We start from the raw sequence: 13,020 nt of genomic DNA on the forward strand, positions 1-13,020 counted from the left end.
TATATCCATTAATTTCCTTTAAAGTCTATTTTAAAAGCTGTAGGGGAAGTCTGCGCTTTTTTAGCTACTTATATAATAAGTTTTCATAGTAAATATTTGGATAAGATTGTATATGATTTTTATGTTAACGTAATTGATGAATTAGGATGTTGGAATTATGAGTAAAGTTATAGTTGTAGGAAGTATAATCGGAAAATATATATCATTATATTTATTTAATTGTACCTAATGAAACGGAACTACCTCTTTTAACAAGAAAAACAATTACTAATAAAGAATTTTTAATAGAAGCATCAAGATCTTTATTAAATAAAGGTGTAAAAAATGTTATTACAACTCTTGGCGAAAAAGGTTCTTTCTTAATGAATAATGAGATTACAAAATATTATCCTTCAGTTAAAGTTCATGCAGTCGACACAACCGCTGCAGGAGATACTTTTATAGGTACATTAGCAACATTGCTTAGCGAGAATAAAAGCATTGATGAATCGATTATTTATGCAACATATGCATCTGCAATAGCAGTAACAAGGGAAGGCGCGCAAGTGTCAATTCCTGATGGAGATGAAGTTGATAAATTTATAAAAGAATATAGAGGTGTGTAATATGCAGACATGGTATTTGACAAACTGGGAGAGAGTACAATTGGAATTAATTCAAGCTAAGGAAGAAGGAAAGGACACAAAAGATTACGATGAAAAAGTAAAATCTATTGAGAATGAATCATATGAAAATAGAGAAAAATATTCAGGTGCACTCCTTGATGAATTGAGTAATCTACCAGTAAAAGATGATTTCCAATTTGATGAACCAAATACATTAGAAGAGATAAAAAACAATATTTCAGAATTGCCCAAAATAGACATTTGTATTGATGATAAGATTATATATGATAAAATTTATGGTGCATGGTTAGGAAGAATAGCAGGGAATTGGTTAGGACAGCCATTAGAGTCATACAGTATGACTACGGGCAAAAATGGCATTAAGGCTTTTTTTACAGAGATTGGAAAGTGGCCGTTAAATGAATACATAGATTTTAATTTGGATGATAAAATTTATAAAAAATTTGGGCTTGATAATAACTTAAAAAAGTATAGTTATAATGAAGGACATAGTCCAGAAGATGATGATATTAATTATACAGTGTTATGCCTTGAAATCGCAAAAAAATATGGGAAAAATTTCACTTCTGAAGATGTTGCTGAAGCATGGTTAAATAATCTGCCCATTTTACATACTTGTACCGCCGAACGAGTTGCATATTCAAATCTATGTCAACTTATTATACCACCAAAATCTGCAATATATAGGAATCCATATAAAGAATGGATTGGTGCAATGATTAGGGGGGATCTTTGGGGGTATATTAATCCAGGAGATCCATGGAGAGCGGCAGAATATGCATATCGTGACGCTTCTATATCTCATACAAAAAACGGAATTTATGGTGAGATGTTTGTATCTGCAATGTTAGCTTCCGCATATCTATTTGACAATCCTATAGATGTTATCAATACGGGGCTTTTTGTAATACCAAAAGAGAGTCGACTTAGAATGGCAATACAAGATGTTATCAATTGGAGCAAAATTGAGCCTGATTGGGAGAAATGCCTTGATAAAATATATGAAAGATATGGGCATTATAATGTTGTCCATACAATAAATAATGCTTGTATAATTGCTTTATCGTTAATTTATGGTAATAAAGATTTTGGAAAATCAATATGCTTAGCTGTAATGAGTGGATTAGATACAGACTGCAATGCTGCTACAGTAGGTTCAATTTTAGGGCTTATGATTGGTGCAAAAAAATTGCCTGCAAAATTTATAGAACCTATATGCGATACTGCAATGACAGGGGTTTACAAGTATAATTTGATTAAGGTTTCAGATCTTGCGAAAGATACGTTAAATCTTATTAAGAAAGATTAATCTACTTTCTAAAATATACCTCCAACCACCTTTTCACATTAGAAGCGGTTGGAGGTTTTCCTTTATGCATGGAATATAGGTGTCACGCCTTTGGATATTTCCTTTAGATGATTTATTTCATCCTCTGTGATCTCTTTATAGTTTTCTGCAACTTCTAATGCTATTGGAAAATATGATTCGTCGCCAGGAGGTATAGCAGCAGTTATTGGCTGTGACAATGTAAATCTTAGTGCAAGTTTTGCTACCTCTTTATCCTCAATTGGCATATACCAAGTTTTTGGATGTGATGTATCGTATTGAGATTTTGTCGTAAATGCCATTGCCTTTATGGCAAGCCTGCCTATATTTTTTGAAATTGCCTTTTCAATAACTTGAGGACCAAAATTGCCATTAAAATAATTTACAAAATTCACAGGAAACAATATTGCATCAAAATCAAAGGCATCCATAAGCTTTAAAGCAATATGGACAGAATGTGCTGAAAATCCTGTATATCTTATCTTTCCATCTTTTTTAGCCTTGTCTAAAAGCTCTAACACTCCGCCGGGACTTATAGCTTTATTGTAGTCATCTTCTGTCTTCATCTCATGCAATTGATATAAATCAAAATAGTCAGTTTTTAGCCTTTTAAAAGATTCAGTCATTTCCTTTAAAGCACTTTCTTCTGTGCGGCCGTCAGTTTTACATGCTAAAAACACTTTATCTCTTTTTCTGACCAAAGCATTTCCAAGTTTTATTTCTGCATCACCATAACTGGGGGATACGTCAAAGTAGTTTATTCCCTTGTCATAAGCGTATGCGACTAAATCATTGGCTTTGTTTTGCTCCATATTCATGACCAGTATCCCGCCAAATCCTATGATTGAAAGTTCTTCACCAGTATTTCCTAATACTCTTTTAATCATTTACACCACCCCTTAAAGCTATGATATAACATAAAGGTGGCAAAATCAAGTTATGTATGAAATTTATGCCTTCTTTAGAAAATACACTATTAATAAAATAAGCGGTACTATTACTTGCAAAGGAATGTGGACATAAAGGGCCATTATAGGAAGCTCTACGGGTACTTGAATAAAATACGACTCTGCTGTCACAATCGATAAGGCGTAGACAATTGCAGCAGTTGGGATTATCAAAAATTTATATTCTTTTGTGTCGAAAACGGACTGACAAGCTTTCAGACCTGCAAAGGTAAAAATGATTATCTTGATTAAATTGCCTATTATCATAAGTGCTATGTATAAAGAATCCAAACTTCTTAAAAATCCTAATGTTATAAGCCGTGTTACAGTGTAAAATGGGAAATTTACTCTGGATGTTTCTTTGACGCCTATCGCAGATATTATGTTTATATCATTGAATGCAAGTAAAATTCCGGTAATCAAATAAACGATAGAAGAGTATTTGAATAAATTTTTGCTGCATTTTATTTCTGGAAATATCATCATAAAGACGAACATCTCTCCAAAAGGGAAAGTAAGTATACGTGGGTATGCTACTTTTAATATTGGCATTATTCCACCTGCAAATACCGGAAAGATCTTGCTAAAGCTATAACCTGGTATGGTGAAAGCAAAGCTGAAAACTACTGATACTAAGGATAGAAAAAAAGGCAGCAATATGCTGGCTACTTTCAATGTTACGCTTATGTCGAACAACAAAAAGTACGCAGTCACAATCATCAAGAAAATGGCAATAATTTTAATAGGTGCTAAAGGAAATATGCTGCTTGTGCTTAGCTCTAAATAATCTCTCGTGATACGTGCTGCCATATAAAAAAAGTAAAACATGTAGATTATTGACATCATCTTTCCAATGATCTTTCCAAAGCTTACTTTTAATATCTCAGATAGATTGACCTTGTATGTGTTGTATAAAAAGATGTACAAATACAAAAGCGGTATGGCCGAAATCATTGCCAATAAAACCGCTATCCATGAATCTTGCTTTGCTGATATTCCATGTGCAAATAAAATAGTGTTTCCTATTTCAAACAAAAACATGGCAGAAAAAAGTTCTTTAATCGTGACGCTTTTCATATACTACATCCCCACATTCATACAAGTGTCATTATTAGTTTTAAATCTTAACTATAATTTATGCGAAATTGATGAAAGTAAATTTATTGACATGCTTAATTTACAGGAATAAAATTTTATTAATATTTAATGTGAGGTGAGATGAAATTGTATTACAAAAAATTAATAGGAGAAAAATGTTATCTATCACCGATGAATGTGGATGACTACGAGAAATATGTAGAGTGGGTTAACGACATGGAAGTTGCTGCAGGAATGCTTTTTGCATCACAAATTGTTACTAAAGAAAGAGAAAAAGAACTTGTAGAAAGCCTTTCTAAAGATTACAATTTTGCCATAGTAGATATTAAGGGGGATGAGCTTATAGGCAATATCGGATTTCCTAAAATAGATTATATAAATAGAGTTGCTGAAGTAGGATTATTTATAGGGAATAAAGAATTTTGGGGCAAAGGTTATGGTCAAGAGGCACTTAATTTAGCACTTGATTTTGGATTCAGCATTCTTAATATGCACAATATTTATTTAAGAGTTTATTCTTACAACAAACCGGCTATATCTTGCTACAAAAAAGTTGGCTTCAAAGAAGCAGGAAGGATAAGAGAAGCAAAAAGAATAGCAGGTGAAAGGTATGACGAGATAATCATGGATATATTGGAAGACGAATATGAATCAGTCTATATCAAAAAAATCGTAAGCGAAAAAAATTTTTAAAAGCGTATATAAGATTTTTAAGCTTTCCCTATATTATAAATGAAACCAAAAATAAAATATAGGGAGAGGATACAGATGTTAGGAATAGATTACATATACGAAAATTTAGACAGTCTTTCAGGAAGTGAAATAAAACTTCTGCTGTTTCTATTAAAGCATGCTGACAAAGCTCCGGCCCACATTACAACAGACGAATTCCAAAATGGCAAACTTGGCGATGCTAAAAAGAGATTGGACAATGGCACAGGTTTATCAGCCGGTGCCATTTCTGAATCAATAAAGAAATTAATCGACAAAAAGCTTATTGTATGCTTTATTGACAACACAGACTTAGGCAGGATAAAAAAGTACTACATGATTTCAAAAAATGAAAGTGACAAAAATGTGACATATGCCTACGATAAAGAGACTTGCAAATATTTGTCATACGAAAATTGGCTGAAATCACTTAATATAGACGGCACTTCAAAAAGTGAAACCACATCATTAAATAATGGATCATCATTTTCTGAAACCATTGAAAAATCACCAGTTTCAAAAAGTGACGACATATATACTGTGTATAATAATATATATAAATCATATCAATCAGATAGATGGATTGATAATAATCATGTGATAGATCAATCTATCAATGATTCTAGAGATAGATCTGATTTAGATAATCATTCTATCCATCATAAAGATTTTAACACGTTAGAAAGTATACCATCGTATGTGAAGCTTAAAGAAGAGGCAGAAAAACACAATAAAATGGGGCAATTGAGAAGTGAAGTATCAAATTTCACTAAATCAGAAAACGAAAGCACAATATCAAATGCCTTAATTGATGCTATAAAAAGCAAGTACAAATTGAATGACGATGATATGAAAGTTTGTCTTTTCAGGATGAAAGGAAAAGAAATAAAGTATCCTGCAAAATTTTTAGAGAAAGTTGCAGAAAATTATGTTAAAGAAAAAGAACTGTTTTCACAAATAGAGGCAACGAAGCAGCCGAAACGTGATTATGAAGTGCCACGAAACTACTTCAACTCATATCCCCAGAGAAAATACAACATAGACGAGTTAGAGAGGTACCTTTTGACTGGTAGAGCCAGCGATGACCATGTATTTCCGTCTTTTACGTAGGAGATTTTTTGGTTGGATGATAAAAACCAAATGTTTGTTCAGACTAAATGATTTATGATATAATATAAAAAGCATGGAAAAGTAACGATTGGATGGGATTTTACAATGAATGAACAACTTTTGATAAATGGTTTTGAAGATAAAAAATATTTGAAAATTAGTGCAAAACCTTTTTTAAAATGGGCTGGAGGCAAAACTCAACTTTTAAATGAATTAAATAGTAGATTACCATTACAAATAATGCAGAAACATGAGATAGAAAGTTATATTGAACCTTTTGTAGGTGGAGGAGCCTTTTTCTTTTTTTTAAAAAATAATTATAACGTAAAAGAATCTTTTTTGGTAGATTCGAATAAAGAGTTAATTGTAGGATATAAAGCTGTACAAAATAATGTGGAAGATTTAATATTTGAATTAGAAGATATTGAGAGAAGATATTTAAAATTATCAGATGAAGAAAGAAAAGAATTTTATTACAATGTTAGAGAAGAGTATAACACTCAAAAAGATACATTTAATTATTTTATGTATAATTCCGATTGGATAAAAAGAGCTTCTTACTTGATTTTTTTAAACAAGACCTGTTTTAATGGTTTATATAGATTAAATAAAAATGGAGATTTTAATGTGCCTTTTGGCAAATATAGTAAGCCTAAAATTTGTGATAAAGAAAATTTATATGAGGTTAATAAAGCATTAATAGACACAGAAATTATATGTGCAGATTTTGAAGAATCAAAAAAATATGTAAAAAAGGGTAGCCTTTTATATCTTGATCCACCGTATCGGCCTTTAAGTTCGACTTCAAATTTCACATCATACAATGAATCTGGATTCGATGATTGTGATCAAGTTAGATTATCTGAGTTTTTTAAAGAGATGGATAAAAAAGGAGCTTATTTAATATTAAGCAATTCAGATCCTAAAAACATTGATAAAGATGATGATTTTTTTGATAAATTGTATGAAGAATTTATTATAGAGAGAGTCAGTGCCAAAAGATACATTAATAGCAAAGGTAATGGGCGGGGGCCAATTAATGAGCTTATAATTAGAAATTATTAACATACTGGCATTTTTAATATTATTAGGGGGCTTAGCATGGATTCAATCTATTTTGATTTTTTAGGAATGAAAAATTTAGAAGGAGTCATAGAAGAATTTCACAATACATTAGTTGATACAAATAGGAACTACAAATTTTTTGTGGATTGGGAGAAAGTAAAAAAACACGTTGATAAGTATAAGATTGAGTTTAATATTTTAAACACATTGATTGGGAATAAACAATTTGATGACGATTTAAGAAAAATTTTGTCAAGTTATCCTCAAGTTCTTCCTACTATCCCAATTTTATTAGCAATACGAGAACAAAAGCTGACAGTTATTGATGATTTTAATGATGAGAATTTTAGCATAGTTCATTATGATTTTAATAAAAAGACTTTGACAAACACAGATATTGACAACATTGTTGAATTCTTTGAAAAAACTGGTTTAAAGAGATTTTTTCTTGAATTATCTTCAAAAAGTGTACAAGATTACGTGTTAGGTGTCGAAGTTGGTATGGATACCAATGCACGTAAGAACAGAAGTGGAGATGCTATGGAATTGATGTTAAAGCCGATGATTGAAAAAATAGCATCTAAGGGAAAAAGTTCTTTTGATATATTGTTTCAAAAAAAGTTTCAGTACTTAGAAAATAATTATAATATACGTGTAAATTCTTCAATTAAGAACAGAAAAGCTGATTTTATCATAATAAAAGATGGAAATAAAGTTATAAATGTAGAAGTCAATTTTTATTCAGGGGCAGGCTCAAAACCTCAAGAAATAGTTGATTCATATATAGAAAGGCAAAATGAGCTAAAAGAAAATGGCTTTGAATTCATTTGGATAACCGATGGGATTGGCTGGAAAGGTCAAAAAAATCAATTACATAAAGGCTTTGAAAGAGTTAATTACCTATTAAATCTATATTTTGTACGGAAAGGGTTATTGGAGGAAATTTTATGGAGAATATAAATTTCAAAAAAGAAATAACAACTGTTTGGTCATTTCCAGAAAGAGGAGATTGGGCAACACATAATGGGAAATACAGAGGGAATTTTGCACCGCAAGTTCCAAGAAATATTATATTGCGTTATTCAAAAGAAAATGATATTGTATTAGATCCCATGGTTGGAAGTGGTACTACTTTGGTAGAGGCAAAACTACTAAATAGGAAGGGTATTGGCTTTGATATTAATCCTGATGCGGTGCAAATAGCAAAACAAAACCTTAATTTTGGTGATATTAAAAGGAATAAATATAAGTTTGAACCTGTTGTAAAAGTAGGAGATATTAGAAACCTTAAAGAAATCGATGACAACAGTATTGATTTAATTATAACGCATCCTCCATATCTAAATATTATAAAATATTCAAATGGTAATATAGAAGGCGATTTATCAAATATTTCAGGAGTAAAGAAGTTTTTAAATGAGTTGGAAAAAGGTGTTTCAGAGCTTTTTAGGGTTTTAAAGAATAATAGGTATTGTGCAATATTAATAGGTGACACTAGAAAAAGCGGCCATTATGTTCCATTGGCTTTTTATGTAATGCAACTTTTTCTAAAAAATGGCTTTATATTGAAGGAAGATATTATAAAAGTACAACATAATTGCAAGTCAACACCATATTGGGAAAGTCAGGTGGAAAAATATAATTTTTATTTAATAATGCATGAGCATTTATTTGTATTTAGGAAGCCTGAAGATGGCGAAGACTTAAGTAGAGTAAAATATAGCATGTGGCAAGGAAGCATATAGTTCAAAGATGCTGTATTTAAGGCGCTTGGCGTATCATGATCGATATTGAATATACATGCATGTAGGAAGAAGTGATAAATATGCCTCTAAAACAACTTTTTGAAGAAGTGATGAATAATTACATAGTTGCAAAGACTTTGCAATTTAAAGGCAACAGAATGGGCGAAATTTTGCGGAATGAGATTCCAAATGCTATACAAAAATTTAGCTTTATAGGTGGAGATTTTATAGTAAAGGGATCATGCGGCCAAGGCAAATGGGCTGAGGTTCCATGGGTCGCTATTATGCATAAAAGCGTTACAAAAACTACTATGGAAGGCGTATATATTGTTTATCTATTTTCATCAGATATGAAAAGGCTTTATCTTACATTAAATCAAGGCTGTACCAAATTAAAGGATGAATATGGGAAAGCTACGGCAATTGAAAAAATGATTTCTATTGCGGCTAGTATAAGGGATAAGTTAAATCCAAAAAGCTGGAAAACCGATGATAATATATCGATTGGCAATGAGTTATATGAAAAGGGAATGATTTTTTATAAATTATATGAAAAAGACAATATACCCAGCGATGAAGTATTAAAGTCTGATCTCAACGATTTAATAAATATTTACATAGATTATATTTTATCTACTAGAAATTCAAAAGAAGAGAGTATGCAAAAGGAAGATATGGAAAATACTTATAAAATCAAAGAAGAAATTACAAACATTAAAAACTACATAAGAAGCCGTGGATTTTTGTATGATGACAATCTTATTGAAAACTACTACCTGTCTTTGAAGACGAAGCCTTTTTTGATATTGGCAGGTATATCAGGGACAGGTAAAAGCAAGCTGGCAAGGCTTTTTGCTGAAGCCATTGGTGCGACTGCGGGAAATAGTCGCTTTAAGCTTGTGCCTGTTAGGCCTGATTGGTCTGACTCTACAGATTTATTGGGGTATAAGGATTTAAATGGCAGATTTCATCCAGGAGTTCTTACTACTTTTGTAAAAAATGCGATGGAAAATCCTCAAAAGCCATATTTCTTTGTCTTGGATGAGATGAACCTTGCAAGAGTAGAGTACTACTTCAGCGATGTATTGTCCATCATAGAATCGCGAAATAAAGGTAATAAAACTATTGTTACTGATAGACTTTTAAATAGAGAGCTTTTAGATAATGATTCTTTTAGTAAATACGGTGATATATACATACCTGACAATCTGTATTTTATAGGTACAGTCAATATGGACGAGACTACATTTCCATTTAGCAAGAAGGTCTTAGACAGGGCAAATGTGATAGAATTGTCCGATGTGGATCTCGACTATGCCTTTGAAGATGTAGAAGAGGTATCGCCGAAGACATTAAACAATGATTTTTTAAGAAGCGATTTTCTTACGTTAAAAGACTGCGCTGAATACAAGGACGATATTGTATATAAGACAATATCCATATTGAAAGAAATAAATAATGTATTGGGGTATTATCGCTTTGGATACAGGGTTAGAGATGAGATATGCTTTTACACCATATACAACTCCATTTATGGTTTGATGGATTTTGATGAAGCCATAGACTATGAGATACTTCAGAAAATATTGCCTAGGATAAATGGCAGCAGCATAAGCATAAAGAAATTGCTTATAGAGCTTTTTAAGATATGTTCAGGCAACCTTGAGAATAGGTTTGATTACGACAGCGGTGTAAGTGAGAAGATGTTTGAAGAGATATTTAATGCGAAGTATAGAAAATCATGTGAGAAGATAGCGTTTATGACAAGGAGATATGAGGAAGATGGTTTCACATCTTACTGGCTCTGATATAGAACTTCTAAATATATGGACTCCTAAGTTTTACTTCACTATTAAAGGGTCTCTTAAAGATCCCAATATGATGAAGCTTGATATAAATAAAGGCGTAAAATCGAGAGTAAAGATATCATGCAGAGATGAATATACGGCAGAAGTTTATTCGCAGGAGTTGGGAAAGACCGTACAGTTGTTTTACGAAATCGACCCTTTATTTTTTGAGCAACAGAATTATGAAATAGTAATAGAGAAAATATCAGAGTGCGATATTGAATTTTATCACGACAATATCAATATAAGAAATAAAGTCAGCCCTGTAGGTCGTGCGAAAAAAGTCTTAACAGGTGTTGTCAATTTTACCAATGACATCGGCCTATCTGATTTGATAATCAAAGTTGATGGCAAAGAGTACTTGAGAGTGGAGATAGAAGTTTACCCTTCGAAGATAGATTATCTAAATGATTATAATGAAATTTTAAAGGATATAAATAATGAGCTTTACAATTTGATTTTTGACTTTTATAAAAAGACGTATTTATTGACTGGACTTAGGGACACTGTTGGCAACAGCCTTACAGAGTTTTTTGCCATAATAAATCTTATATTTGATAGACTTGATCGTGCAATCGGGATAGTATTGAGAATGCCCCATCATGTATTGGCAAAAGAGAGAGTTGCTGAGAACAACTACAAAGTAAAGAGAGTAGACAATGAATGTATAAAGTGGATAAACAGGCATCAGCAGTATGTAAAAGCTTCAAGTGGTGTAATTGAAGTTGAAAAAGCGCTGTCTTTAAAAAATACTGTGACATTTGATACATTTGAAAATAGGATTATAAAGTACATGATAAAGTCTGTGATAAATAGGCTTAGAATGCTTAAAAAGCGGTATACAGGCAGAAGCGACAATGGCACTGCAATTGTGGATAGGGATATAGTAGACAAGATAGATATGATGATTGCAAAGCTTGATAAACATATTTCTACTACGTTTTTAAAAGATGTTGGAGATATATACACAATGAATTCATTATCTCTTGTTCTAAACATGGCAGCAGGGTATAGAGAAGTCTACAAATATTACATAATGCTTCTAAAAGGGCTTATGATGAAAGAGAGCTTTATCAAGATTTCTACAAAAAATATGGCACTTCTTTACGAATACTGGTGCTTTATAAAGCTTAATTCTTTACTTAGGCATAAGTACGATCTTGTAAGGCAGGACATCATAAAGTTTGATAATAGCGGTTTGTCTGTAAAGATAAAGATGGGGGATAAGGCAAGAGTAGAATATCAGAACCCTAAAAATGGCGAAAGGTATTTTTTGGCTTACAATAATAAGTACGGTGATACTGCGACAGTAGCCCAAAAGCCTGATAATGCTTTGTCTCTGGAGAAAAAAGGATCGAATGTCAAATACAATTATATATTTGATGCAAAGTACAGGATATGTTATGACAATGACTATTTAAAAAGATATTTTACGCCTGGCCCTGAAGAGGACGATATAAATACGATGCACAGGTACAGAGATGCAATCGTGTATGAAAACAAAGACAATCACAATTTTGAGAGGATGTTTTTTGGCGCATTTGTATTATTTCCTTATTCAAAAGAAGATGAATACAGAAATCATCAATTTTACAAAAGCATCGAAAAAGTAGGAGTGGGTGGACTTCCTTTTTTGCCAAATGCCACGCATCTTGTGGAGGATCTTTTAGACGATGTAATTGACAATTCGCCTGAAACTGCATTTGAAAATACAGTATTGCAGCATGGGATGTACGAGTATCTTGATAAAATAGAATTCAATGAAAAAGAAGTTTTAGTTGGCAATTTAAGTAGTCATAAACAGTTGGAGGTAAATCTCAAATATAAGTTTTACCATATACCGTATTCTGAAATTAGATCTTCCCTTAAATATATAAAATATGTAGCGATCGCTCAAACAAAGGCAAAAGGCTTTGGTGATGATGCAGGCATAAGGTATTATGGTAGAGTAAAGAGCTTTGAAATATTAAGAAGAAGCGAAATAAAGGAGATACCAAAGGATTCAGAAGAACTCTACGTCAAATTTACAGTTGATAAATGGGAAAAATTAGACAAAAAGATTGATTTGGCTGGACGTAGAGTGCTTCACCGCTTTTATACGAATCTTTTCCTTTTAAAAAATGCGAAAATTGTTTCAGAGCTTTTGATAAAGACAAAAGAAGATTACAGATTGTATCTTGAGTTAAAAAGGCTAGATGAGATAAAAGTTGAACTAAATAAAGATGATGTGGACGATGATACAATGGCAACGGGAATAGAGCTTAATGGTCTAAAAATTTATATTAATGATGGATTTTACAGAGTTTACAAGGGCAAGGATTTAGTAGATAATATAAATGTAGATGATTTCAGAAAAAGACCTAATATTGTAATCAAAAGAATTAAAAGTCATGTTAAATAGCTTGTGAGTAGACTTCTAGAAATAAAACTATACATTGCTTTTATAATGGGAGCATTCCTGTAATAAAAAAATATAAGATTTGAAATAAAAAGTACCTCCTGATAAAATACAAGATGTCGATTGTTCATGAACACGACTCTCAA

Annotated in this window: 11 protein-coding genes; 9 read left to right on the top strand and 2 right to left on the bottom strand. The window is 31.8% G+C overall.

The window, feature by feature from the left end:
• Positions 1-209: 209 nt before the first annotated feature.
• The gene (locus J2Z80_RS14240) at positions 210-605 is read left to right on the top strand and encodes a PfkB family carbohydrate kinase (RefSeq protein WP_349292614.1); all 396 of its coding nucleotides are present in this window, start codon (positions 210-212) and stop codon (positions 603-605) included.
• A gap of 1 nt (position 606) precedes the next feature.
• Positions 607-1,935 (top strand): ADP-ribosylglycohydrolase family protein, encoded by a 1,329-nt coding sequence (locus J2Z80_RS14245; protein ID WP_209454981.1) that lies wholly within the window; start codon positions 607-609, stop codon positions 1,933-1,935.
• Positions 1,936-1,997: 62 nt separating this feature from the next.
• Here J2Z80_RS14245 and J2Z80_RS14250 read toward each other — a convergent pair whose 3' ends face one another.
• Both J2Z80_RS14250 and J2Z80_RS14255 read right to left on the bottom strand, forming a co-directional pair.
• A complete protein-coding gene (locus J2Z80_RS14250) occupies positions 1,998-2,840 on the bottom strand; it encodes an aldo/keto reductase (protein ID WP_209454982.1) in 843 nt (280 codons plus the stop codon).
• A 63-nt stretch (positions 2,841-2,903) separates the two neighbouring features.
• Positions 2,904-3,977, bottom strand: coding sequence for a GerAB/ArcD/ProY family transporter (locus J2Z80_RS14255; protein ID WP_209454983.1), 1,074 nt, complete (start codon positions 3,975-3,977; stop codon positions 2,904-2,906).
• Between the two features lie 141 nt (positions 3,978-4,118).
• On the opposite strand from J2Z80_RS14255, the gene J2Z80_RS14260 reads away from it, so the two are divergent.
• The 7 genes from J2Z80_RS14260 (at position 4,119) to J2Z80_RS14290 (ending at position 12,877) form a co-directional block, all read left to right on the top strand.
• On the top strand, positions 4,119-4,691 hold the full coding sequence (locus J2Z80_RS14260) for a GNAT family N-acetyltransferase (protein ID WP_245301366.1): 573 nt from the start codon (positions 4,119-4,121) through the stop codon (positions 4,689-4,691).
• Positions 4,692-4,766: 75 nt separating this feature from the next.
• Positions 4,767-5,819, top strand: coding sequence for a hypothetical protein (locus J2Z80_RS14265; protein WP_209454985.1), 1,053 nt, complete (start codon positions 4,767-4,769; stop codon positions 5,817-5,819).
• Positions 5,820-5,924: 105 nt separating this feature from the next.
• The gene (locus tag J2Z80_RS14270) at positions 5,925-6,884 is read left to right on the top strand and encodes a DNA adenine methylase (protein WP_209454986.1); all 960 of its coding nucleotides are present in this window, start codon (positions 5,925-5,927) and stop codon (positions 6,882-6,884) included.
• A 36-nt stretch (positions 6,885-6,920) separates the two neighbouring features.
• Positions 6,921-7,844, top strand: a complete 924-nt coding sequence (locus tag J2Z80_RS14275) for a type II restriction endonuclease (protein ID WP_209454987.1) — start codon at positions 6,921-6,923, stop codon at positions 7,842-7,844.
• Positions 7,832-8,629, top strand: a complete 798-nt coding sequence (locus J2Z80_RS14280) for a TRM11 family SAM-dependent methyltransferase (RefSeq protein ID WP_209454988.1) — start codon at positions 7,832-7,834, stop codon at positions 8,627-8,629. Before J2Z80_RS14275 ends, J2Z80_RS14280 begins: the two co-directional genes overlap by 13 nt.
• A gap of 80 nt (positions 8,630-8,709) precedes the next feature.
• Complete coding sequence (locus J2Z80_RS14285; RefSeq protein ID WP_209454989.1) at positions 8,710-10,437, top strand: MrcB family domain-containing protein; 1,728 nt, start codon at positions 8,710-8,712, stop codon at positions 10,435-10,437.
• Positions 10,403-12,877: a DUF2357 domain-containing protein gene (locus J2Z80_RS14290; protein WP_245301367.1), complete on the top strand. Its 2,475-nt coding sequence runs from the start codon at positions 10,403-10,405 to the stop codon at positions 12,875-12,877. The genes J2Z80_RS14285 and J2Z80_RS14290 overlap by 35 nt, the downstream gene beginning before the upstream one ends.
• The last annotated feature ends 143 nt before the right edge of the window (positions 12,878-13,020 follow it).

Source organism: Thermoanaerobacterium butyriciformans (assembly GCF_017874545.1).
Taxonomy (GTDB): Bacteria; Bacillota; Thermoanaerobacteria; order Thermoanaerobacterales; family Thermoanaerobacteraceae; genus Thermoanaerobacterium; species Thermoanaerobacterium butyriciformans.

Bases quoted from the DNA above. Each gene is read 5' to 3' on its own strand.
- J2Z80_RS14245 (WP_209454981.1), top strand. From the start codon at position 607: ATGCAGACATGGTATTTGACAAACTGGGAGAGAGTACAATTGGAATTA.
- J2Z80_RS14250 (WP_209454982.1), bottom strand. From the start codon at position 2,840: ATGATTAAAAGAGTATTAGGAAATACTGGTGAAGAACTTTCAATCATA.
- J2Z80_RS14255 (WP_209454983.1), bottom strand. From the start codon at position 3,977: ATGAAAAGCGTCACGATTAAAGAACTTTTTTCTGCCATGTTTTTGTTT.
- J2Z80_RS14260 (WP_245301366.1), top strand. From the start codon at position 4,119: ATGAAATTGTATTACAAAAAATTAATAGGAGAAAAATGTTATCTATCA.
- J2Z80_RS14265 (WP_209454985.1), top strand. From the start codon at position 4,767: ATGTTAGGAATAGATTACATATACGAAAATTTAGACAGTCTTTCAGGA.
- J2Z80_RS14270 (WP_209454986.1), top strand. From the start codon at position 5,925: ATGAATGAACAACTTTTGATAAATGGTTTTGAAGATAAAAAATATTTG.
- J2Z80_RS14275 (WP_209454987.1), top strand. From the start codon at position 6,921: ATGGATTCAATCTATTTTGATTTTTTAGGAATGAAAAATTTAGAAGGA.
- J2Z80_RS14280 (WP_209454988.1), top strand. From the start codon at position 7,832: ATGGAGAATATAAATTTCAAAAAAGAAATAACAACTGTTTGGTCATTT.
- J2Z80_RS14285 (WP_209454989.1), top strand. From the start codon at position 8,710: ATGCCTCTAAAACAACTTTTTGAAGAAGTGATGAATAATTACATAGTT.
- J2Z80_RS14290 (WP_245301367.1), top strand. From the start codon at position 10,403: ATGAGGAAGATGGTTTCACATCTTACTGGCTCTGATATAGAACTTCTA.